Annotated in this window: 6 protein-coding genes; 2 read left to right on the top strand and 4 right to left on the bottom strand. The window is 76.8% G+C overall.

Annotated features, from left to right (window positions below):
• Positions 1-78: 78 nt before the first annotated feature.
• Positions 79-1038, bottom strand: coding sequence for an acyl-ACP desaturase (locus ACFVFS_RS13205; RefSeq protein WP_380623359.1), 960 nt, complete (start codon positions 1036-1038; stop codon positions 79-81).
• A 459-nt stretch (positions 1039-1497) separates the two neighbouring features.
• Here ACFVFS_RS13205 and hcp point away from each other — a divergent pair, with 459 nt between their 5' ends.
• On the top strand, positions 1498-3168 hold the full coding sequence (hcp, locus tag ACFVFS_RS13200; RefSeq protein WP_380623357.1) for a hydroxylamine reductase: 1671 nt from the start codon (positions 1498-1500) through the stop codon (positions 3166-3168).
• Positions 3165-4181, top strand: coding sequence for a 2Fe-2S iron-sulfur cluster-binding protein (locus ACFVFS_RS13195; protein WP_380623355.1), 1017 nt, complete (start codon positions 3165-3167; stop codon positions 4179-4181). Before hcp ends, ACFVFS_RS13195 begins: the two co-directional genes overlap by 4 nt.
• Positions 4182-4411: 230 nt before the next feature.
• On the opposite strand, the gene ACFVFS_RS13190 is transcribed toward ACFVFS_RS13195, so the two are convergent.
• The 3 genes from ACFVFS_RS13190 to ACFVFS_RS13180 are packed head-to-tail and all read right to left on the bottom strand — an operon-like array spanning position 4412 to position 25076.
• Positions 4412-15022 carry an SDR family NAD(P)-dependent oxidoreductase gene (locus ACFVFS_RS13190; protein WP_380623353.1) on the bottom strand — a complete coding sequence of 3537 codons (10611 nt, stop codon included), beginning with the start codon at positions 15020-15022 and terminating at the stop codon, positions 4412-4414.
• Positions 15022-19572: an SDR family NAD(P)-dependent oxidoreductase gene (locus ACFVFS_RS13185; protein WP_380623351.1), complete on the bottom strand. Its 4551-nt coding sequence runs from the start codon at positions 19570-19572 to the stop codon at positions 15022-15024. Before ACFVFS_RS13185 ends, ACFVFS_RS13190 begins: the two co-directional genes overlap by 1 nt.
• A gap of 44 nt (positions 19573-19616) precedes the next feature.
• On the bottom strand, positions 19617-25076 hold the full coding sequence (locus ACFVFS_RS13180) for a type I polyketide synthase (RefSeq protein WP_380623349.1): 5460 nt from the start codon (positions 25074-25076) through the stop codon (positions 19617-19619).
• Positions 25077-25085 lie beyond the last annotated feature (9 nt).

The raw sequence follows: 25085 nt of genomic DNA, 5'->3' as shown, positions 1-25085 counted from the left end.
TTGTAATTGTATTACTGTGTTTATTATCGGGGTTTCGGAATCGAGAACTCCGAAACCCCGTGCGCATCGGGGCGGCGGTCAGCCGTCGGCCCTGGCGGCGCGGCGGGCCAGGATCGCGGCCCGCCGCTCGTCGAACCGACCCGCCTGGGCGGCCAGTTCGGCGAGGTGGGCGCCCAGCTCCTGCTGCGCCCTGAGCCCGTCGGGGCCGAGCCCGCCGAGGTCCATGATCCGCAGGTGGCGCAGGACCGGCTGGAGCACGTCGTCGTGGTGGACCCGCAGGTTGTAGACGCCGCCGAGGGCGATCCGGGCGGCGGCGCGCTCGAAGCCGGGCATGCCGTGCCCGGGCATCCGGAAGCCGGTCACGACCTCCTTGACCGCCTCCATGGCCTGGTCGGGGGCGAGTTCGAGCGCGGCCTTCAGCAGGTTGCGGTAGAAGACCATGTGGAGGTTCTCGTCGTTGGCGACCTGGGCCAGCATCCGGTCGCAGACGGGATCCCCGGACTCCCGGCCGGTGTTGCGGTGCGATATCCGGGTGGCCAGCTCCTGGAAGGCGACGTAGGCCACCGTGTGGAGCGGGGAGTGCCGGTTGTCGGAGACGAAGCCGCTGCTCATGTGCGTCATCCGGGCCCGCTCCAGCTCCGCCGGGTCCACCGCGCGCGAGGCGACCAGGTAGTCGCGCAGCACGATGGAGTGCCGGGCCTCCTCGGCGGTCCACTGGTGCACCCAGGTGCCCCAGGCGCCGTCGCGGCCGAACAGGGTGGCGATCTCGTGGTGGTAGCTCGGCAGGTTGTCCTCGGTGAGCAGGTTCACCACCAGCGACACCCGGCCCACCTCGGTGAGCGGGGACTGCTCGACCGACCAGGCCTCGCCGCCGAGCGGCCCGGCGAAGTCCCGGCCCCGGCTCCAGGGCACGTACTCGTGCGGCATCCACTCCTTGAAGACGCGCAGGTGGCGGTCGAGTTCGCGTGCGACGACCTCCTCCAGGTCGTGCAGCAGGCGGGCATCGGACAACGGCGGGCGGGCGGGGGTGGCGCTCACGGGCTCCAGCTTCCGGGACGGGCGGCAGAACCTACGGCTTCGTAGGTTACGTAACCGTAGGTTGGCCGGCCGGCCGGTGTCTGGGGTCCTTGGACCCCATCCGCCCGGTCCGGTCCGGCCCCTTGGTCCCGGCCCGCCGCAGTGAGGGCCGGACGGCCCCGACACCGGGCCGTCCGGCCCTGGACGGGCCCCGGCCGCGGGCGGCCATCCTGGGCGCATGGGAACAACCACCGTGCGGGCCGTGCCCGACGTCCCGCCACGACCACCGCCGTCCGCCGGCCCCGCCGGCGGGCCGCGGACCGCGCCGCACGGCGTCCCCGCGCCAGCCCCCGGCCGTGCCGGGACCGACGGCCGGCGCGTCCCGGCCCTCCCCGTCCCTGATCCGCGCCGAGGGACCCCCGGCCCGGCCCTCCCGCGGTCGGGACCGTACGACACCCACGAGTCCTGGAGGACCCGCCCATGTTCTGCTACCAGTGCGAACAGACCGACCGCACCGGCGCCACCCCCGGCTGCGCCGGAGCGATCGGCAACTGCGGCAAGGACGCCGTCACGTCAGACCTCCAGGACCTGCTGATCCACGCGGTCGAGGGCATCGCCCAGTACGCCTCGAAGGCCCGGGCGCTGGGCGCCCCGGACGACGAGGCCGCCTCGTTCGTCCTCCACGCCGTCTTCACCACCCTGACCAACGTCAACTTCAACCCGACCCGCTTCGACGCCATGATCCGCGAGGCCGTCGCCGTCCGCGACCGGGTGAAGGACGGGTACGAGCGGGCCGCCCGCGCCGCCGGACGGGAACCGGAGACCCTCACCGGGCCGGCCGCCTGGACGCCCGCCCCGGACGCCGCCGGGCTGGCGGCCCAGGCCGCCGACGCCCGGGTCGACCTCGGGCTCCCGCTGGTCGGGCCGGACGTGGTCGGGCTGCGCTCGCTCCACCTCTACGCCCTCAAGGGCATCTGCGCCTACGCCCACCACGCCGACGTGCTCGGCCGCACCAGCGCCGAGGTGTTCGGCGGCGTGGAGGACGCCCTGGCCCACCTGGCCGGCCGGCCCGCCGACGCCGCCGACCTGCTGGAGCGCGCCGTCGGACTCGGCCGGCTGAACCTCGCCGCGATCGAGCTGCTCGACGCCGCCAACACCGGCACCTTCGGCGCCCAGCAGCCCACCGCCGTGCGCACCACGCCGGTCGCCGGCAAGGCGATCCTGGTCAGCGGCCACGACCTGCGGGACCTCGCGGCCCTGCTGGAGCAGACCAAGGACCAGGGCGTCAACGTCTACACCCACGGCGAGATGCTGCCCGCCCACGCCTACCCGCTGCTCAAGGCGTACCCGCACCTGGCCGGCAACTACGGCGGCGCCTGGCAGGACCAGCAGCGCGAGTTCGCGGCCTTCCCCGGCCCGATCCTGATGACCTCCAACTGCATCGTCGAACCCCATGTCAGCTACCGCCGCCGGATCTTCACCGCCGGACCGGTCGGCTGGCCCGGCGTCCGGCACCTCACGGACCACCGGTTCGCGCCGGTCGTCCAGGCCGCCAAGGCACTGCCCGGCTTCCCGGAGACCCCGGCCGAGGAGGAGTTCATCACCGTCGGCTTCGGCCGCGACGCCGTCCTCGCGGTCGCCGACCAGGTGGTCGACGCGGTGCGGCAGGGCGCCATCCGGCACTTCTTCCTGGTCGGCGGCTGCGACGGCCCCACCCCGGGCCGCGACTACTACACCGACTTCGCCCTCGGCGCTCCCCGGGACAGCGTGGTGCTCACCCTCGGCTGCGCCAAGTACCGCTTCAACCGGCACGACTTCGGCGAGATCGGCGGCATCCCGCGGCTGCTGGACCTCGGCCAGTGCAACGACACCTACTCCGCCATCAAGATCGCCACCGCGCTCGCCGACGCCTTCGAGTGCGGCGTCAACGACCTGCCGCTCACCCTCGCGCTGTCCTGGACCGAGCAGAAGGCCGTCGCGGTGCTGCTCACCCTGCTGGCGCTGGGGATCCGTGACATCCACCTCGGTCCCTCGCTGCCCGGCTTCCTCACCCCCGCCCTGGTCGACGGCCTGGTCGAGCGGTTCGGCCTGCGGGTGATCGGCGACCCGGCCGCCGACGTGGCCGCGGCGCTGGAGCGGGCCGCGTCGTGAACGAGGTCGTCCTCACCACCAGTGACGGCGCGCGCCTGGAGTTCCCCTGCGGCCCCGGCCGGAGCGTGCTGGAGGCCGCGGCGGAGGCCGGCGCCGCCCTCCCGGCCTCCTGCCGCCAGGGCACCTGCGGCTCCTGCCACGCCTCCGTCACCGACGGCCGCTACGACCTCGGCCCGCACAGCGCGCAGGCGCTGCCGCCGGACGGGCGCGACCGCGGCGAGGTGCTGCTCTGCCGCACCTACCCGTGCGGGCCGCTGTCGGCCGCCCTGCCGTACGAGCGGTCCCGGATCCTGTACGGCGGCATCCCGGTCCGCGAGGCCGCCGTCGTCGCCGTGGAGCCGGTCGCCCGGGACACCGTGCGCCTGGAACTGCGCGCCGACGACCTCGACTGCCAGTTCGACGCCGGGCAGTTCATGGAGCTCCAGCTGCCCGACGGCGGGCCGAAGCGCGCCTACTCGCTGGCCAACACCGGCAACTGGGAGGGCCGGCTGGAGTTCTACGTCAGACTGCGGGAGGGCGGGGCCTTCTCCTCCTACCTCGCCGACCGGGCCCGCCCGGGCGACCGGCTCACCGCGCACGGACCGCAGGGCGCCTTCGGCCTGCACGAGACCGGACTGCGGCCGCGCTGGTTCGTGGCCGGCGGCACCGGCCTGGCGCCGCTGCTCGCGATGGTCCGTCGGATGGCCGAGTGGCAGGAGGCCCAGCCGGCCCGGCTGTTCCTCGGCGTCAACGAGCCGCAGGACGTCTTCGGCCTGCGCGAGCTGGAGGAGGTTGCCGCCGAGCTTCCGGGCTTCCGCCACGAGGTCTGCGCGTGGAAGCCCGGAACGGACCGGTCCGTCCCGGCGGGCCTCCCGTCCGACCTCCTCGCCGCCGCGCTGGCCGAACACCCGGGCCCCGCACCGGACCTGTACGTCTGCGGCCCGCCCCCGCTGGTCGACGCGGTGCTGCGGGCGGCCTCGGCGGCCGGCGTGCCGCCGGAGCAGGTCCACCGGGAGCGCTTCCTGGCGACCTGATCCGCCCGGTCCCGGAGTCCGTCCCGGGCGGACGGAACCGCGGTGGGGACAAGGCGGTTGCCCGGCCCGGGTACGCCCTGGAGTACAAGCGCCTCAACGGCCTCGGCTGACCCGGCCCGTCACACAAGGCGGGCCGTCACACAAGGCGGGCCGTCGCACAGGGCGGGCCGTCGCACGAAGCGGCCCCTTCCGCCCCGGTGTCCCGGGGCGGAAGGGGCCGCTGTCCGCCGTCAGTCCAGGTCGCCGGCACCGCCCATGACCAGGTTGATCAGCGCCTCGCTGTCCATCTCGTCGATCGAGGCGGACGCGCCGCCCGTCGACGGCTCGCCGTCGGCGGAGGCCGCCTCCGCGGCCCGCGGGGCCCGGACGCCGGCCAGCTCCAGGAGGCTGTCCAGCAGGCCCGCGTCGCGGAGCCGGAACAGCGGGATGGAGCCGAGGATCTCCGCGACCTTCTCGTCGGTGAGCGCCTCCTCGCCGCCCTCCTCCTCCTGCGGCACCAGTTCGGTGGCCAGGTGATCGGCCAGGACCTGGGCGTTGGGGTAGTCGAAGATCAGACTGGTCGGCAGCTTCAGACCGGTGACGATCGTCAGCTTGTTGCGCAGGCCCATCGCCGACAGGGAGTCGAAGCCGAGCTCGCTGAAGGCCCGGTCCGCCGGGACCTCCTGCGGGTCGGCGTAACCGAGGATCGTCGCCGCCTGGGTGCGGACCAGATCCAGCAGGGCGGGTCCGCGCTTGGGCGCCGGCATCGCGGCGAGGCGCTCGCGCAGCGAGCCCGACCCGGCCTCCGGCTCCGCCTCGCCCGCGACCCGCTTCGCGGTGCCGCCGCGGACCAGGCCGCGCAGCAGCACGGGCAGTTCGTCGCCCGCGCGGTCGAGGACGGCGCGGTCCAGGTTGACCGGCAGCAGGACCGCGTCGGCCAGCTCGCCGGCCAGGTCGAACAGGGCCAGCCCCTGGTCCACCGTCAGCGCACCGACCCCGGACTCGGCGATCCGGCGCAGGTCCGACTCGCTCAGACCGGCGGCCATGCCCGCGCCGTCGGTCTGCTCCCACACGCCCCAGGCCAGCGAGCTGCCCGGCAGGCCGGCCGCGCGCCGGTCCGCCGCCAGCGCGTCGAGGAACGCGTTGGCCGCCGCGTAGCTGCCCTGGCCCGGCGCGCCGAGCACGCCGGACGCCGAGGAGAACAGCACGAAGGAGGTCAGGTCCAGGTCCGCGGTGAGCGCGTGCAGGTTCGCCGCGGCCTCCACCTTCGGACGCAGCACCGTGTCCACCCGCTCCGGGGTGAGCGAGGCGATCACGGCGTCGTCGATCACGCCGGCCGCGTGCACCACGCCGCGCAGCGGCCGGTCGGCCGGGATCGCCGCGAGCAGCTCGGCCAGCGCGGTGCGGTCGGCGACGTCGCAGGCGACCAGCGAGGCCGTGGCGCCCAGGCCCGCGAGGTGCGCCTGGAGCTCGGCCGCGCCGGGCGCGTCCGCGCCGCGGCGGCCGACCAGCAGCAGGTGGCGGACGCCGTGCCGGGCGGCGAGGTGTCCGGCCACCGCGCGGCCGAGGGCGCCGGTTCCGCCGGTGATCAGCACGGTGCCGTCGGGGTCCCAGGCCGGTCCGTCGGCCGGGGCCGCCTCGGCGGGGGGGACGGCCGCGATCCGCGGGGCCAGCAGGGCGCCGGCCCGGATCGCGGACTGCGGTTCCCCGCCCGCAGCGGCGGCGAGCCGGTCGGCCGCGGTCGGCACCGCGTCGAGGTCGACCAGGACGATCCGGTCCGGGTTCTCCGCCTGGGCGGAGCGCACCAGGCCCGCCACCGCCGCGCCGACCAGGTCCCGGGGCGCCTCGTCCCCGCAGTCCTGCGCGTTGCGGGTGACCACCAGCAGCCGGGACTCGGCGAAGCGCTCGTCGGCCAGCCACTGCTGGAGGAACCCGAGCATGCCGTGCACGCCGGTCCGGACGGCCTCCGCCGACCCGCCGGTCGCGTCCCCGCCCACGGGGACGACCAGGGTGCCGAGGCCGGCCGCCGCCTCCAGGTCGGGCCGGACGTCGATGCCGAGCGCGGCCGCCAGACCCCAGGGGTCGGTGCCGACCAGGCCCCAGCCGGCGGTGCCGCCGGCCGCCGCCGCGTCCGCCTGCTGCCAGGCGAGGCGGTACATCGCGTCGGCGCCGGCGGCCGCCGCGGCCGGCCGGGTCAGCGCGGCCGCCGGCCGCAGCACCAGCGAGCCGATCGAGGCGACCGGCTGCCCGGTCGCGTCCGCCACGTCCAGGGCGGCGGTGCCGGTGCCGGTCGGCCGCACGTGGACCCGCAGGCCGGACGCGCCGACCGCGTGCAGCTCCACCTGCTCCCAGGAGAACGGCAGCACGGGCTCGCCGCTCCCGGCCCGGCTCAGGCCGATCGCGTGCAGCGCCGCGTCGAGCACCGCCGGGTGCAGGCCGAACCCCTCCGGGTCGACCGGCGCCGACGGGTCGAAGCCGATCTCGGCGAAGACCTCGCCGCCGCGCTTCCAGGCGGCCCGCAGGCCGCGGAAGGCCGGACCGTAGGCGAGTCCCGCCTCGGCCAGCTGCTCGTACCGCCCGTCCAGCGACACCGGCTCGGCGCCGCTCGGCGGCCACGCCGTCAGCTCGAAGGACGGCTTCCCGCCGCCGCGGGCCAGCAGCCCGGTAGCGTGCCGGATCCAGGACCGGCCGGCCGGGCCGCCCTCGGTGCGCGAGTGGACGGTGACGGTGCGCCCGCCGTCCCGGTCCGGCGCGCCCACGGCGCACTGGATCCGGATGCCGTCCGGCCCCGGCAGGATCAGCGGGGCCTCGATGACGAGCTCGTCGAGGCGGTCCAGGCCGACCTGCTCGCCCGCGTGCAGGGCCAGCTCGACGAAGCCGGTGCCGGGGAAGACCACGGCCCCGGACACCTCGTGGTCGGCCAGCCAGGCGTGCGTGCCCAGCGACAGCCGCCCGGTGAGCAGCAGGCCGCCGTCGCCGGCCAGTTCGGTCGCCGCCCCGACCAGCGGGTGGGTGCCGCCCTGCTCGCCGCCGACGCCGCCGCCGGCGCCCTGGTACCAGTAGCGCTTGCGCTGGAAGGGGTAGGTCGGCAGCTCGACGATGCCGGGCGCGAGCCCGACGCCCCGGTAGACCGCGGCCCAGTCCGGGGACAGGCCGTGGACGTGCAGCGCCGCGAGGCCGGACCACAGCGCCCGCAGGTCGTCCTGGTCCTTGCGCAGCAGCGGGGTGAGGACCGCCTCCTCGACCGCCTCGGCGCCGAGGGTCTCGGCGGCGAGCGCGGTCAGCGTGGCGTCCGGGCCGAGCTCGATGAACCGGGTCACGCCCTGCTCCCGCAGGGTGCTGACGCCGTCCGCGAAGCGGACCGCCTCCCGGACGTGGCGCACCCAGTACTCCGGGTCCGTCAGCTGGTCCTCGCCGGCCGGTCCGCCGGTGAGGTTGGAGACCACCGGGATCCGCGGCGGCGCGTAGGAGATGCCCTGCGCGACCTCGCGGAACTCCGCCAGCATCGGCTCCATCAGGGCCGAGTGGAAGGCGTGCGAGACGGCCAGCAGCTTGGAGCGGCTGAAGCCGGCGCCCACCGCGAACACCGCGTCCTCGGCGCCCGAGACGACGACCGACGTCGGGCCGTTGACCGCCGCGACGTCCACGCCCGGGACCAGCGCGGCCCGCACCTCGGCCTCGGGCGCGGCGATCGCCATCATCGCCCCGCCGGCCGGCAGCGCCTGCATCAGGCGGCCGCGCGCGGCCACCAGCCGGGCCGCGTCGGCGAGCGACCACACCCCGGCGACGTGCGCCGCCGCGAGCTCGCCGACGGAGTGCCCGGCGAGGAAGTCGGGGCGCAGGCCGAAGGACTCGGCCAGCCGGTAGAGCGCGACCTCGACGGCGAACAGCGCCGCCTGCGCGTACTCGGTCCGGTTCAGCGTCCCCTGGTCGCCCTGGAGGACCTCGCGCAGCGGGCGGTCCAGGTGCGGGTCCAGCGCGTCGCAGACCTCGTCGAAGGCGGCCGCGAACACCGGGGAGGCCGCGTACAGGCCCGACCCCATGCCGATCCGCTGGGAGCCCTGCCCGGAGAAGAGCACCGCGCTCCGGCCGGTCGCCGCGGCCGGGCCGGTGGTCAGGCCCGGGGTCTCCTCGCCGTCGGCCAGGGCCATCAGGCCGCGCAGGAAGTCGCCCCGCTTGGTCCCGACCAGCACCGCCCGGTGCGCGAACGCGGAGCGGGTGCACGCCAGCGAGTAGCCGACCGACGCGAGGTCCTGGTCCGTGCTCTCGTCCAGGAAGGACAGCAGCCGCTCGGCCTGGCCGCGCAGCGCCCCGGGGGTCCGCGCGGAGACCGGCCAGGCGACGACCGCGGGAGCCGCCGCCTGCTCGGGCTCCGGTGCGGGGGCGACGGCGGGCGGCTCCTCGATGATCACATGGGCGTTGGTGCCGCTGATGCCGAAGGAGGAGACGCCGGCCCGGCGGACCCGGCCGTTGCGGGGCCAGGAGACCGGCTCGGACAGCAGGCTGACGTGTCCGGCCGACCAGTCGACCTCGGGCGAGGGCTCCGACACGTGCAGCGTGCGCGGCAGCTCCTCGTGGCCCAGCGCGAGCACCATCTTGATCACCGCGGCGGCGCCCGCCGCGGCCTGGGCGTGGCCGATGTTCGACTTCACCGAGCCGACCCGCAGCGGTCGGTCGGCGGGCAGCTCCTGCCCGTAGGTCGCCAGCAGGGCCTGGGCCTCGATCGGGTCGCCGAGCCGGGTGCCGGTGCCGTGCGCCTCGACGGCGTCGACGTCCGCCGCGGTCAGGCCCGCGTTGGCCAGCGCCTGGCGGATCACCCGCTGCTGGGCGGGGCCGTTCGGCGCGGTCAGGCCGTTGGACAGGCCGTCCTGGTTCACCGCCGAGCCGCGCACCAGGGCGAGCACCGGGTGCCCGTTGCGCCGGGCGTCGGAGAGCCGCTCCAGGACGAGCATGCCCACGCCCTCGGCCCAGGCGGTGCCGTCGGCGTCCGCCGAGAAGGCCTTGCACCGGCCGTCCGCGGCCAGGCCGCCCTGCCGGCTGAACTCGACGAAGGTCTCCGGCGTCGCCATCACGGTGACGCCGCCGGCCAGCGCCAGCGAGCACTCGCCGCTGCGCAGCGCCTGGCCGGCCCAGTGCAGTGCGACCAGCGAGGAGGAGCACGCCGTGTCGACGCTGACCGCCGGGCCCTCCAGGCCGAGCGTGTAGGCGATCCGGCCGGTCACGATCGAGCCGGTGCTGTTGCTTCCGACGTAGTCGTGGAACTGGACGCCCGCGTAGACGCCGGTCGCGCTGCCCTTGAGCTGCGACGGGTCGATGCCGGCCCGCTCCAGCGCCTCCCAGGACGCCTCCAGCAGCAGCCGCTGCTGCGGGTCGACCAGCGCCGCCTCCTTGGGCGGGACGCCGAAGAAGGCCGGGTCGAAGTCGCCCGCGTCGTAGAGGAATCCGCCCTGGTCGACCGAGGTGGTGCCGGGGCGCAGCCCCGCCGGGTCGTGCAGCGCGCCCAGGTCCCAGCCGCGGTCGGCGGGGAAGGGGCCGATGGCGTCGGTGCCCTCGGACACCAGCCGCCACAGGTCAGCCGGGGAGCCGACCCCGCCGGGCAGGCGGCAGGCCATGCCGACGATCGCGATCGGCTCGTCGTGGTGGTTCTGCTGCGCCGCCACCGCCGCGACGGTCCCGGACGTCTCGCTCAGCAGGTGCTCGGCGAGGGCGGCCGGGGTCGGGTAGTCGAAGACCAGCGTCGCCGGGAGCCGCAGCCCGGTGGCCGCGTTGAGGTTGTTGCGCAGCTCCACCGCGGTCAGCGAGTCGAAGCCGAGCTGCTGGAACTGCCCGGCGGGCTCGACGTCCGCCGCCGAGCCGTAGCCGAGCACCGCCGCCGCCTGCGCCCGGACCAGGTCCAGGGCGGCCGCCGCCCGGTCGGCCTCGGGCAGCGCGGCCAGGGTCCGGCCGAACGGGGTGTCACCGTCGCCGGTCCCGGCCGCGGTCCGCAGCCGGCCGGGGCCGGCCAGGTCCAGCAGCGGCCGGGGCAGCGCGGCGGCCCGGTCGCGGAGCACCGCGAAGTTCGGCTTGACCGGGACCAGCGCGGCCAGGCCGGAGCCGAGCGCCGCGTCGAACAGGGCCAGGCCCTCCGCGGTGGACAGCGCGGCCAGCGCCGCGGTGCCGACCGTCCGGCCGGTGCCGGCCATGCCGCCGGGCTGCTCCCACTGGCCCCAGGCCAGTGAGAGCGCCGGGCGGCCCAGGGCGCGGCGGTGGGCGGCGAAGGAGTCCAGGAAGCTGTTGGCGGCGGCGTAGTTCGCCTGGCCGGGCGCGCCGAGCACACCGGAGACCGAGGAGAACAGGACGAACGCGGCCAGGTCCGCCCCTTCGGTCAGGGCGTGCAGGTTGATCGTGCCGTCCACCTTGGGGCGCAGCACCGCCGAGGTCCGCTCCGGCGTCAGGGCCGTGACCACGCCGTCGTCGAGGACGCCGGCGGCGTGCACCACCGCGGTCAGCGGGTGCGCGGCGGGCACGGTCGCCAGCGCCGCGGCCAGCTCCTCGCGGTCCGCCACGTCACAGGCCACCGCGTCGACCTCGGCGCCCGCCGCGGTCAGCTCGGCGGTCAGGCCGGCCAGCGCGTCCGGGCCGCCGCGGCTCAGCAGCAGCAGCCGGCGCACGCCGTGCTCCGCCACCAGGTGGCGGGCCAGCACGGCGCCGAGCGCACCGGAGGCGCCGGTCACCAGGACGGTGCCCTCCGGGTCGAAGGACGCGACCGCCGGGTCGGCCGGCCGCGGCACCCGGGCCAGCCGGGCCACCCGGGCCGCACCGGCGCGCAGCGCCACCTGGGGCTCGCCCGAGGCCAGCACCGCGGGCAGCAGGGCGTCGAGGTCCGCGTCCGCGTCGGCGTCGAGCAGGACGAACCGGCCGGGGTGCTCGGCCTGGGCCGACCTGACCAGGCCCCAGACCGCGGCGCCGGCCGGGTCGGTGACGTCCTCGCCGTCCACGGACAGCGCGCCGCGGGTGACCACCACCAGGACCGGGGCGTCGGCGGAGTCGTCGGACAGCCGCTCCTGCACGGCGCGCAGCGCCTCGGCGGTGGCGGCGTGCACGGCCCCGGCGTCGGCGCCGGCCGCGCTGGAGAAGAGCTCGTGCCGGTCCGCCGGGCCCGGCCGGTCCGCCGCGGCCGGCAGCGGCCGCCACTCCAGGCGGTACAGCGGCGCGGCGGCGGTGGCCGAGGGCAGCACCAGCGGGCGGAAGGCGACCGAGTCGATCGAGGCCACCAGGCCGCCGGCAGGGTCGGTCACCTCGACGGCGAACGCGTCGGCACCGGCCGGGACGAAGCGGACCCGCAGCACCGTGGCTCCGGTGGCGGCCAGCTGGACGCCGGACCAGGAGAACGGCATCCGGCCCTGGTCCGCGCCGTCCTCGGCGTCCGCGGCCCCGCCGACCGCGCGCAGCGCGTGGGTGGCCGCGTCGAGGGCCGCCGGGTGCAGGCCGAACGCACCGGCCCGCTGCGCCTCGCTCTCGGGCAGCCGGACCTCGGCGAAGATCTCCTCGCCCTGCCGCCACACCGCGCTCAGCGCGCGGAACGCGGGCCCGTAGTCGATCCCGGAGCCCGCGAAGGCCTCGTAGAGCCCGTCCAGCGCGACCGGCTGCGCCGCGCTCGGCGGCCAGGCGGTCGCCGCGGCCCGCAGGGCGCCGACCGCCGGGGCGAGCAGGCCGGTGGCGTGCACGGTCCAGTCCGGACCCGGGCCGGAGCCGTCGGACTCCTCGGGCCGCGAGTACACGGTCAGCGCCCGGTGCCCGGCGGCGTCCGGCGCGTCGACCGCGACCTGCAGCTGGACGCCGGTCCCGGCCGGGACCACCAGCGGGCTGCTGAGGGTGAGCTCCTCGACCCGGCCGCAGCCGACCAGGTCGCCGGCCCGTACGGCCAGTTCGACGAACGCGGTGCCGGGGACGGTCGCGACGCCGCCGAGCACGTGGTCGGCGAGCCAGGGCTGGGCCTCGACCGACAGCAGGCCGGTCATCACCGCGCCGTCGGTGTCCGCGAGCACGACGGCGGCGCCCAGCAGCGGGTGCTCCCCGCCGCCGTAGCCGGCCGCGGCCAGGCCCGCCGCGGCCACCGTGGCCGAGCCGCCCGCGCCGCCGCGGGCGTCCAGCCAGTAGCGCCGGCGCTGGAAGGCGTACGTCGGCAGCCCGGTGCGCCGGGCGCCGCTGCCCGCGAACAGCGCCGCCCAGTCCACCTCGGCGCCGCTGACGTGGAGTCGGGCGACGGCCGCCAGCAGGGTGGCGGGCTCGTCGCGGTCCTTGCGCAGCACGGGCACCAGCGCGGCCGGGCCGGCCGCGTCGGCCAGGGTCTCCTGGGCGGGCGCGAGCAGCACGCTGTCCGGCCCGATCTCGGCGAACCGGGTCGCGCCCTCGGCCGCCAGCCGCCGCACCCCGTCGTGGAAGCGCACGGTGTCGCGCACCTGCCGCACCCAGTAGTCCGGGTCGGCGAGCTCCTCGGCCCCGGCCACCCGGCCGGTGAGCCCGGAGACCAGCGTGAGGGCCGGCGCGTGGTACGTCAGCCCGGCGGCGACCTCGCGGAACTCGGCGAGCATCGGGTCCATCCGGGCGGAGTGGAACGCGTGCGAGACCTTGAGGCGGACGGTCTTGCGGCCCTGCTCGCCGAAGTGCGCGGCGATCTTCAGGGTCGGTTCCTCGTCACCGGAGAGCACCACCGAGCGCGGACCGTTGACGGCGGCCACGCTCACGCCGTCGGTCAGCAGTTCGCGGACCTCCTCCTCGGTGGCCTGGACGGCGACCATCGCGCCGCCGCCCGGGAGGTCCTGCATCAGCCGGCCGCGGGCGGCGACCAGGGTGCAGGCGTCGGCGAGCGACAGCACCCCGGCCACGTGCGCGGCGGCGAGCTCGCCGACGGAGTGGCCCAGCAGCAGGTCCGGGGTCAGGCCCCAGGACTCGACCAGGCGGTAGAGGGCGACCTCGACCGCGAACAGCGCGGGCTGGGTGTACCGGGTCTGGTTCAGCAGCCGGGGCTTGCCGAACGCCACGGTGCGCAGCGGCTGGTCGAGCTCGAACCCGGCGCACACCTCGTCGAAGGCCGCCGCGAACACCGGGAAGGTCTCGTACAGGCCCTTGCCCATGCCCGCGTGCTGGGCGCCCTGACCGGAGAACAGGAAGGCGGTCAGCCCCGGGTCGGCGGCGCCGTGCACCACGGCGCTGCCGTCGGCCAGGGCGGCCAGCGCGGCGCGGGCCTCGGCCCGGCCCTCGGGCCCGGGTCCGGCGAGCACGACGGCCCGGCGGTCCAGCGGGGCCCGGCCGGTGGCCAGGGAGAAGCCGAGGTCGACCGGGTCGGCCCCGGGGTGCGCGTCCAGGTGGGCCAGCAGCCGTCCGGCCTGGGCCCGCAGGGCGTCCTCGCCGTGCCCGCCGAGCGGCCACGGGACGGGCGCCGCGACCGGCCAGCCGGGCTGCTCCACCGCGTCCTGCGCGGCGACCGGGGCGGGCTCGGGCAGCTCCAGGACGATGTGCGCGTTGGTCCCGCTCACACCGAAGGAGGAGACCGCGGACCGGCGCGGCGCACCGGTCTGCGGCCATGCCCGCCGGGCCGACAGCAGCCGCACGTTCCCGGCGGACCAGTCGACCCGCTCGGAGGGCTTCGCGGCGTGCAGGGTCTGCGGCAGCACGCCGTGGCGCATCGCCTCGACCATCTTGATCACGCCGCCGACGCCGGCCGCGGCCTGGGCGTGCCCGATGTTGGACTTGATCGAGCCGAGCCACAGCGGGCGCCCGTCGGTGCGCTCCCTGCCGTAGGTGGCGAGCAGCGCCTGGATCTCGATCGGGTCGCCGAGCACGGTGCCGGTGCCGTGGCCCTCGACCGCGTCGACCTCGGCGGCCGTCAGGCCCGAGTCGGCCAGCGCCTGGCGGATCACCCGCTGCTGGGACGGGCCGTTGGGGGCGGTCAGGCCGTTGGACGCGCCGTCCGAGTTGACCGCGCTGCCGCGGATCACGGCGAGCACCTGGTGGCCGTTGCGCCGGGCGTCGCTGAGCCGCTCCAGCAGCAGGGTACCGGCGCCCTCGGCCCAGCCGGTGCCGTCGGCGCCCTCGGCGAAGGCCTTGCAGCGGCCGTCCGGGGCCAGCCCGCGCTGCTTGCTGAAGGCGATGAACGGGCCGGGGGCGGACATCACCATCACCCCGCCGGCCAGCGCCATCGTGCACTCGCGGCGGCGCAGCGCCTGGACGGCCAGGTGCAGGGCGACCAGCGAGGAGGAGCACGCGGTGTCGACGGTGAGCGCGGGGCCCTCCAGGCCGAACGCGTAGGCCACCCGGCCGGAGATCACCGAGGCGGCGTTGCCGGTGCTCAGGTAGTCGTCGATGACCGCGGCCACCGCGCCGGGCGCCAGGTCCTCGTAGTAGTCCTGGCTGCCGCTGCCGAGGAACACCCCGACCCGCTGCCCGGACAGCCCGCTGGGGGCCAGGCCGGCCCGCTCGAAGGCCTCCCAGGCCAGTTCGAGCATCAGGCGCTGCTGCGGGTCCATGGTCAGCGCCTCGCGCGGGGAGATCCCGAACAGGCCCGCGTCGAACTCGGGCGCGCCGTGGAAGAACCCGCCCTCGTTGACGTAGCTGGTGCCGGGGTGGTCCGGGTCGGCGTCGTACAGCGAGCCGTCCCAGCCGCGGTCGGCCGGGAACGGGCCGACCGCGTCGGTCCCGGTCGACACCAGCTGCCAGAGGTCCTCCGGGGAGCGCACGTCCCCGGGGTACCGGCAGCTCATCGCGACGATCGCGACCGGCTCCCGGTCCGCCGCCTCGACCTCGCGCAGCCGGCTGCGGGTCTCGTGCAACTCGGCGGTCGCCCGCTTGAGGTAGTCGAGCAGCTTTGCTTCCTCAGCCATCAGAAACCCTCGCCGTTTCCGCTCGATCCGAGCTCTTTGTCCAGCAGGTTGAACAGGTCTTCCGCGCTTGCGGATTCGAGCACGAGGGCCAGCTCGGGGCCGGCGCCTCCGGCGTCCTGGGAGCCGCCGGGCGAACCGCCCGGCAGACCGCCCGCGCCGCCCAGCCGGGCGGCCAGTGCGTGGAGCCGGGGGCCGAGTCCGGCCCGCTCCGCCTCCTCCGGGGCGAGCCCGGCGACCAGGGCCTCCAACCGGTCGAGTTCGGCGGACACCGCCGCCGCACCCCCGGGGGCCAGGTCGGCCAGCTCGGCCTCGACGAACTCGGCCAGCGCCCTGGGGTTGGCGTGGTCGAAGACGACGGTGGCCGGCAGCCGCACGCCCGCCGCGGCGCTGAGCCGGTTGCGGAACTCGACCGCGGACACCGAGTCGAAGCCCAGGTCCTTGAAGGTGCGGCCGGGTTCGACGGAGCCGGCCCCGTCGTGGCCGAGCACGGCGGCCGCCTGTTCGCGCACCACGCCCAGTACGATCCGGGCGCGCTCGGCCCCGGACCGGCCGGTCAGCCGGTCGGCCAGGACCGGGCCCGCCGCGGCCGGCCCGTCGGCCGGGTCCCCGTCCGTCAGGGCGCGGACGGCGTCCGGGAGTTCGCGCAGCAGCGGCCGGGGCCGGGCCGCGGTGTAGACCGGGGCGAACCTGGCCCAGTCGATGTCGGCGACCACCAGGTGGCTCTCGTCCCGGCCCAGCGCCCGCCACAGTTCGTCGAGCGCCGCCCCGGGCTCCAGGGAGGCCAGGCCGATGTGCCGCAGGTGGTCGTCCGCCTCGGCGTCGACCATGCCGCCGCCGGCCCAGGTGCCCCACGCGATCGAGGTGGCCGTCACCCCGCGGGCCCGGCGCCGGTGGGCCAGGCCGTCGAGGTAGGCGTTCCCGGCCGCGTACGGGACGCGGCCCGCGGTGCCCCAGACGGCCGCGCCGGAGCCGAAGAGCACGAAGGCCTCCAGCGGGCGGTCGCCGAGCGCCCGGTCCAGGTGGTGGGCGCCGGCGATCTTGGCCCGGGTGGCCCGGGCGAACTCCTGCGGCGTCAGGTCGGTGGGCGCGGTCTCCGCGGGCAGCTGCCCGGCGGCGTGCACCACGGCGGTCAGCTCCGGGAGCCCGGCGACCAGCTCGGCCACCGCGGCGCCGTCGGTGACGTCGCAGGCCGCCACGGTCACGGTGGCGCCCAGCGCGGTCAGTTCGGCCGCCAGCTCGGCGGCGCCCGGGGCGCCGGGGCCCCGGCGGCCGGCCAGTACGAGGTGGTCGGCCCCGGAGCGGGCCAGCCGGCGGGCGACGGCCGCGCCGATGGCACCGGTGCCGCCGGTGACCAGCACCGTGCCGCCCGGCCGCCAGCCGCCGTCCGCGCCCGGCCCGTCCGGCCCCGGCCCGTCCGCCTCCACCGGGGCGGGGACCAGGCGCCGGGCGTAGGCCCGGGCGCCGCGGACGGCCACCTGGTCCTCCTCGGCCCGGCCGGTGAGGACGGCGCACAGCAGACCGGCCGCCTCCGGTCCGGGATCCGCCGGAAGGTCGACCAGCCCGCCCCAGACGGCCGGCAGGTCGAGGGCGAGCACGGTGCCCGCGCCCCACAGCGCGGCGGCCGAGGGGTCGGTGTCCTCGCCCTCCTCGACGGCCGCGCCGGACCGGGTCACGCACCAGAACGGCGCGGTGATCCCGGCGTCGAGGACGGCCTGGAGCAGCGGGATCGTCGCGGTGACGCCCGGCGCGGGGACCTCCGCGGCCTCCGGTTCGCCCAGGGCCGTCAGCGAGAGCACGCCCGCGGGCCGCTCCTCGCCGAGGAGTTCGGTGATCCGCGCGCCCAGCTCGGCCCGGTCCGCCGCGGCGGCGTCCACGGCCAGCCGGACGACCTCGGCGCCGTGCGCGGTGAGCGCCTCGGCGACCCGGTCCGCCGCCGGGGCGCGGTCCTCGGCCGCGACCAGCCAGACGCCGGACAGCGCGGGCTCCGGCAGCCCGTCGACCGGGGACCACCGCACCCGGTAGCGCAGCGAGCCCGCCGCGGCCTCCGGGGCCGGGGCGGCCGGCGCGCCGAACGGCTCCGGCGCCGTCCAGTAGGACGTGTGCTGGAACGGGTAGGTGGGCAGGTCGACGGTGCGGCCGTGCGGGAAGAACGCGGCCCAGTCCGCGGTGAAGCCGCCGACGTGCAGCTCGGCCGCCGCGAGCGCGAACCGCTCCAGCGCGGCGACCGGGTCGCCCTCCGGTCCGGGTGCCGCGACGACCACGGCCTCGTGGTCGAGGGCGGCGAGCGCCTCCCGCACCAGGGTGGTGGGCTCGGGGTCCGGACCGAGGGCGAGGAAGGCGCGGTGACCGCGCTCGGCGAGCTCCTTGAGCACCGGCGCCGGGTCCGCCTCCTGGCCGAGCGCGGCGAGCCACGGCCCGGTCCCGGTGGCGTCCAGGTCCAGCCGGCCGCCGAGCGCGGTGGAGTACACCGCCGGGCGGCGCGCGGCCGGGTCGGCGTCCCCGGCCGGCTCGGGGCGGTCGGGCAGGCCCGGTCCGTCGGGGCGGCCCAGCGAGGCGGCGGCCCGTGCGCCGTCGGCCGGCGACAGCAGCCCGGCGACCGTCGCCGCGGCGACCTCGCCCGGGCCGTGCCCGACGACCGCGTCCGGCTCGACGCCGTGGGCCCGCCAGAGCGTGGCCAGCGCCACCTGCACCGTCCAGCGGACCGGGTGCGCCACCTCCGGCCGGTCCGCCGAGGGCGCGCCCTCGGCGCCGCGCAGCACGTCGGAGACCGACCAGCCGAGCAGCGGCGCGAGCTCCCGGTCGCAGGCGGCCACCTGCTCGGCGAAGACCGCGGATCCCTCCAGCAGTCCGGCCGCCGCGCCGGGCCCGAAGGAGTCCCGGCCGGAGAACACGAACGCCGTCCGGCCGGTGGGGCCGGCGACCCCGGTGACGGTCCCGGCCAGCGGACGGCCGTCGGCCAGCGCGTCGAGCGCCGCCAGCAGCTGCGGCCGGTCCCGGCCGACCAGCACGGCCCGGTGCTCGAACGCGGACCGGCCGGTGGCCAGCGAGCGGCCGAGGTCGGCGAGCGCGAGCCCGGGACGGGCCCGCAGGTGGCCGGCCAGCCGCCCGGCCACCGCCGCCAGCGCCTCCGGCGACCTGGCGCCCAGCGCGAAGGGGACGACCCGGGGGTCGGCGGCGGGCTCCTCGTCGGCCCCGGGCTCCGGCTCGGCGGCCTGCTCCAGGACGACGTGGGCATTGGTCCCGCTGATCCCGAAGGAGGAGACCGCGGCCCGGCGCGGCCGGCCGAGCTCGGGCCAGTCCTCGTTCTCGGCGAGCAGCCGCACCGCGCCGGACGACCAGTCCACGTGCGGGGTCGGCTCGGTCAGGTGCAGGGTCCGGGGGAGGACGCCGTGCTCCATCGCCAGCACCATCTTGATGATCCCGGCGACGCCGGCCGCGGCCTGCGGGTGCCCGAGGTTGGACTTGACCGAGCCGAGGCGCAGCGGCTCGGTGCGCCGCCCGTAGACCTCGATCAGGGACTGCGCCTCGATCGGGTCGCCCAGCGTGGTGCCGGTGCCGTGGGCGTCGACCGCGTCCACCTCGGCGGGGGTCAGGCCCGCCGCGGCCAGCGCCGCGCGCAGCACCCGGACCTGCGCGGGGCCGTTGGGCGCGGTGATGCCGTTGCTGGCCCCGTCCTGGTTCATCGCCGAGCCGCGGATCACCGCGTGCACCCGGTGGCCGTGGCGGCGCGCGTCCGAGAGCCGTTCGAGCACCAGCACGCCGGCGCCCTCGGACCAGGAGGTGCCGTCGGCGTCCGCGGAGAAGGCCTTGCAGCGCCCGTCGGGCGCCAGGCCGCGCTGGCGGCTGAAGTCGACGAACATCTCCGGGGTGCCCATCACGGTGATTCCGCCGGCCAGCGCGAGGTCCACCTCGTCGCGGCGCAGCGCCTGGCAGGCCAGGTGGGTCGCGACCAGCGAGGAGGAGCACGCGGTGTCCAGCGAGATGGCCGGGCCCTGCAGGCCGAGGCTGTACGCCACCTGGCCGGAGACCAGGCTGCCGCCGGGGCTGCCCTGGATGTAGTCGTGGTACATCAGGCCCGCGTAGACGCCGGTGTTGCTGCCGTGCAGCGTCGTCGGGTCGAGGCCGGCCCGCTCGACCGCCTCCCAGCAGACCTCCAGCAGGATCCGCTGCTGCGGGTCGGCGCGCCGGGCCTCGTTGGGGCTGATGCCGAAGAACCCGGCGTCGAAGCCGCCGGCCCCGGGCAGGAAGCCGCCCTGCCGCACATAGGTCTTGCCCGGCTTCCCGGGCTCGGGGTCGTAGATCGACTCGGTGTCCCAGCCCCGGTCGGCGGGGAACCCGCCGATCGCGTCCCGGCCCTCGGAGACCAGCTCCCAGAGCGCCTCCGGCCCGTCGACGCCGCCCGGGTAGCGGCATGCCATGCCGACGATCGCGATCGGCTCGACCGCGGCCTCCTCGACCTCGCGCAGCCGCCGCCTGGTCTGCTGCAGATCGGCGGTCGCGCGCTTGAGGTAGTCGCGCAGCTTGTCCGCCGTGCCCGTGTCCTGATTCACCGTGCTCCGGTCTTCCATCCCCCGCCCCTTCGCACCCGGCCCGTTCACTGGATCCCCAACTCCTGGTCGAGCACGTCGAAGAGCTCGTCGTCACTGGCCTGTGCCAGGTTTCGTGCCGGCGTCCCGCCTTCGGGACCGCCGGTGCTTGTGCCGTGCCCCTGCCAGCGGCGCAGCAGGGTTTCGAGCCGGCCGGCGACCGCCGTCCGGTCCGGTCCGGCCGGGTCGGCCGCGGACAGCAGCTCCTCCAGCCGGTCGAGTTCGGCGTGCACGTGCGCGGCCGGGTCGGCCGGCGCCGGATCGATCAGGTCCCGCAGGTGGCGGGCCAGAGCGGCGGGCGTCGGATGGTCGAAGACCAGGGTGGCCGGCAGGGCGCAGCCGGCGAGCGTGCCGAGCTGGTTGCGCAGTTCGACCGCGGTGAGCGAGTCGAAGCCGAGCTCGGACAGGGCCCGGTCGGGCCGGATCGCGGCGTCGGACGCGTGCCCGAGGACCGCGGCTACCCGGCCGGTGACCACGCCCAGCAGGTAGTCCTCGCGCTCCGCCTCGGGCAGCCCGGCCAGGACGCGCGGCAGCAGGCTGTCCGCCCCCGGCTCGGCCGGGCGGCCGCGGCGGCCCGGGCCGGCGAGTGCGCGCAGCACCGCGGACGGTGCGTCGGTGCGGGCCCGCAGCGCCGCCGCGTCCAGGCGGAGCGGGGCGAGCACCGGGTCGGTCCCGCCGAGCGCGGCGTCGAAGAGCGCCAGGCCCTCGGCGGCGGTGATCGGGGGCAGGCCCAGTCGGCGCAGTCGGCGCAGGTCGGCCTCGTCCAGTTCGCCGGCCATGCCGCCGTCCGCCGCCCAGGCGCCCCACGCCAGGGACAGCGCGGGCAGCCCGTGGGCACGGCGGTGCGCGGCCAGGGCGTCCAGGAAGGCGTTGGCGGCGGCGTAGTTGGCCTGGCCCGCGCCGAGCACCAGGCCCGCCGCCGAGGAGAACAGCACGAAGGCCGCGAGGTCCAGGTGGGCGGTCAGCTCGTGCAGGTGCCAGGCACCGTCGGCCTTGGGCCGCAGCACCGTGTCGAAGCGCTCGGGGGTCAGGGTCTCCAGCAGGCCGTTGTCGACCACACCGGCGGCGTGCACGACGGCGGTCAGCGGGTGCGCGGCCGGGATGCCCGCGAGGAGCGCGGCGACGGCGGCCCGGTCGGCGATGTCGCAGGCGAGGACCTCCACGTCCGCGCCCAGTCCGGTCAGTTCGGCGGCCAGCTCGGCGGCGCCGGGGCCGTCCGGGCCGCGGCGGCTGGTCAGCACCAGCCGGCGGACCCCGTGCTCGGCCACCAGGTGGCGGCCGAGCAGCGCGCCCAGTCCGCCGGTGCCGCCGGTGATCAGGACGGTGCCGTCCGGGTCCCAGTCGGCGGGTCCGGCCTCCTGGTCGGGGGCGCGGCGCAGCCGGGGGACGACCAGGGCGCCCGCGCGGATCGCGAGTTCGGGCTCGCCGCTGCGCAGGGCCCGGTCCAGCAGCTCGGCCTCGGCGGCCGGGTCGGCGTCGGTTCCGGGGCCGGTGCCGGGGTCGGTGCCGGGGTCGGTGTCGATCAGGACGAAGCGCCCCGGGTTCTCGGCCTCGGCGGCCCGGACCAGGCCCCAGACGGGCGCCGCGCACGGGTCGCCGTGCTCGTCCGGGCCGACCGCGAGCGCGCCGGAGGTGACCACGGCCAGCCTGGCGGTGGGCGCGGCGGTGTCGGCGAGGTGCGCCCGCACCGAGGCGAGCACGTCGTCCAGGACCGAGCGCACCAGGCCGGGCAGGTCGGTCCCGGCCAGGGCGGACACGCGCAGGACCGCGGTCTCCGGGGCCGGTTCGGCGGACGGGGCCGGCGCGGCCTCCCACCGGAGCCGGTACAGCAGGTCGCCGATCCCGTGTGCGGACGGCCCGACGGCGAGCGGACGGGCCACCAGTCCCTGGACCGAGGCCACCGGCAGACCGGAGCCGTCCGCGACCGTCACGGTCACGGTGTCCGGACCGGCCGGGCTGATCCGCACCCGCAGCGAGGCCGCGCCGGGCGTGCCGAGCGTGACACCGGTCCACGCGAAGGGCACCACCGGCGCCGCCCCGCCCTCGTGGGGCAGGTCGGCGGAGGGGTCGTCGGGCAGGTCGGCGAGCAACTGGACGTGCAGGGCCGCGTCGAGCAGCGCCGGGTGCAGGCCGTAGCGGGCGGCGTCGGCGCGGGCGGCCTCGGTCTCGGGGAGGGCGACCTCGGCGTACAGCTCCTCGCCGCGGCGCCAGGCGGCCCGCAGGCCGCGGAAGGCCGGGCCGTACCGGTAGCCCTCGTCGGCCAGCCGCTCGTACCCGCCGGCCGACTCGATCGGCACGGCACCGGCCGGTGGCCACTGCACCAGGTCGGCGAGGGGCTCGACGGGTGCCTCCGGGGCCAGGATCCCGGTCGCGTGCCGGGTCCAGGTGCTGTCGCCCGCCCGGTCCTCACCGCGGCCACGGGAGTGGACGGTGAACCGGCGCAGGCCGTCCGCATCCGGCTCCTGGACGCTCACCTGGACGGTGGCACCCTGCTCGGGCACCGCGAGCGGGGCCTGGAGGGTCAGTTCGCGGACGGTCGGGCAGCCGGTCTCCAGGCCGGCCCGCAGGGCCAGTTCGACGAACCCGGTTCCGGGGAAGAGCACCGTGTCCAGGACCACGTGATCGGCGATCCAGGGCTGCGCGGCCGTGGAGAGGCGGCCGGAGAGCACGAGCCCCTCGGAGTCGGCGAGCACGGTGGCCGCGCCGAGCAGGGGGTGGTCGACGGCCTCCAGTCCGAGGGAGGACGGGTCGCTGTCGGAGGAGTTGGCCTCCAGCCAGTAGTGCTGCTGCTGGAAGGGGTAGGTGGGGAGGTCGGTGGTGGCGGTGCCGGGGTAGTAGGCGGTCCAGTCGACGGTGGTGCCGTGGGTGTGGAGGGTGGCGAGGGCGGTGACGGCCGTGTGTTGTTCGGGGCGGCCCTTGCGCAGGGTGGGGATGAGGGTGTGGCCGTTGTCGGTGCTGTGGGCGGCCATGGCGGTGAGGACGGCGTCGGGGCCGAGTTCGACGAGGCGGGTGGCGCCGCCGGTGGTGGTGAGGGTGGTGAGGGCGTCGGCGAAGCGGACGCTTTCGCGGACCTGGCGGACCCAGTACTCGGGGTCGCTCAACTCGCCTTCGGCGGCGGTCTTTCCGGTGAGGGTGGAGACGAGGGGGAGGTCGGGCTGGTGGTAGGTGAGGGTGGCGGCGACGGTGCGGAACTCCTGGAGCATCGGCTCCATGAGGGCGGAGTGGAAGGCGTGGGAGACGGTCAGGGCCTTGGTGCGCTCGAAGCGTGCGGCGACCTTGGCCACGGCCTCCGACTCGCCTGAGATCACCACGGCGCGGGGGCCGTTGACGGCGGCGATGTCGACGCCGGGCAGGAGGGCGGCGCGGACCTCGTCCTCGGTGGCGACGATGGCGGTCATCGCGCCGCCGGTGGGCAGGGCCTGCATCAGTCGGGCCCGGGCCGCGACGAGGGTGCAGGCGTCCTCCAGGGACCAGACGCCGGCCGCGTGGGCGGCGGCGAGTTCGCCGATGGAGTGCCCGGCCACGGAGTCGGGGGTGACGCCCCAGGACGCGAACAGGCGCAGAAGGGCGATCTCGACGGCGAACAGGGCGCACTGCGCGTAGCCGGTCCGATCGAGCAGGTTCTCCTCCGAGGGGGACCACATGACGTCCTTGAGCGGGCGCTCAAGTCCCTTGTCCAGCAGGGCGCAGACCTCGTCCAGGGCGGTGGCGAACACCGGGAAGGCGCGGTACAGCTCCTCGCCCATGCCCGTGCGCTGCGAGCCCTGGCCGGTGAACAGGAACGCCGTCCGGCCGGCCGTATGCGTCCCGCGGACGACGCCGGGGGCGTCGGTGCCCCGTGCCAGCGCGCTCAGGCCCGCCAGCAGCTCCTCCCGGCCCGTACCGATCACGACCGCACGCTGCTCGAAGTGCGTACGCGCCGTCGCCAACGACCGCCCGACCAGGGCCAGTTCGGCATCCGAAGCGCTGTCAACGCGCTCAAGAAGCCGAGCTGCCTGCGCTCGCAACGCCACAGCCGTGCGCGCCGACACCGGCCACGCCGGCACGCCGATCGGCTCCTGCGGCTCGTCACCGGAGGCGGCGTACTCGCCGGGCTCCTCGACGATCACGTGCGCGTTGGTGCCGCTGAGCCCGAACGCGGACACCCCGGCCCGGCGGGGGCGTTCCCCGGCCGGCCACACCACCTCGTCGGTCAGCAGCCGCACGCCGCCCCTGGACCAGTCGACGTGCGAGGACGGCGCGTCCACGTGCAGCGTCCGGGGAAGGACCCCGTGCCGCAGCGCCATCACCATCTTGATGACACCGGCCACACCCGCCGCCGCCTGCGCGTGCCCGAAGTTGGACTTCACCGACCCCAGCCACAGCGGCCGCTCCTCGGCCCGCTCGCGCCCGTAGGTCGCCAGCAGCGCCTGCGCCTCGATCGGGTCGCCCAGCGTCGTCCCGGTCCCGTGCGCCTCGACCGCGTCCACGTCGCCCGTCTCCAGGCCCGCGTCCGCCAGCGCAGCCCGGATCACCCGCTGCTGCGCCGGACCGTTCGGCGCGCTGAACCCGCTCGACGCGCCGTCCTGGTTCACCGCACTGCCGCGCACCAGGGCCAGGACGCGGTGCCCGTTGCGCACCGCGTCCGACAGCCGCTCCAGCACGAGCATCCCGGCGCCCTCGGCCCACGCCGTGCCGTCCGCCGCGTCGGCGAACGCCTTGCAGCGCCCGTCGGGCGCCAGGCCGCGCTGCTCGCTGAAGTCGATGAACGTTCCCGGCGTCCCCATGACGGCGACGCCGCCGGCCAGGGCGAGCGTGCACTCGCCCCGGCGCAGCGCCTGCGCCGCGAGGTGCAGGCCGACCAGCGAGGACGAACAGGCCGTGTCCACCGACACCGCCGGGCCCTCCAGGCCCAGGGTGTAGGAGACCCGCCCGGAGATCAGGCTGCCGATGCAGGTGCTGCCCGGGTAGTCGTGGTACATCACCCCGGCGTAGACCCCGGTCGCGGAGCCGCGCAGGGTGGCCGGACGGATCCCGGCCCGCTCCAGCGCCTCCCACGACACCTCCAGCAGCAGCCGCTGCTGGGGGTCCGTGGTCAGCGCCTCGCGTGGCGAGATACCGAAGAAATCGGCGTCGAACTCGCCCGCGCCGTCGAGGAATCCACCCTGGTTGACGTAGCTCGTCCCGGGCCGTTCCCCCGTCGGGTCGTAGCAGCGCTCCGGGTCCCAGCCGCGGTCACCGGGGAAGGTGCCGACCGCGTCCACGCCCTCGGCGACCAGCCGCCACAGCCCCTCCGGCGAGGTGACCCCGCCCGGGTACCGGCAGGCCATGCCGACGACGGCGATCGGTTCGGTGGCGCGCTGTTCGTTGTCCCGCAGCTGCCGGCGCGCCTCCCTCAGGTCGGTGGTGGCCCGCTTGAGGTAACTGAGCAGCTTCTCCTCGCTGGCCATGGGCGTACCGGTCACCAATCCCTCGGCGTTGTCCGTCACTTGTCCGTC

Origin of the sequence: Kitasatospora sp. NPDC057692, from assembly GCF_042799475.1 — a bacterium.
In the GTDB taxonomy this organism is placed as follows: Bacteria; Actinomycetota; Actinomycetes; order Streptomycetales; family Streptomycetaceae; genus Kitasatospora.
Note: the sequence above shows the minus strand (reverse complement) of the source record. Positions and strands in the feature narration are given on the sequence as shown.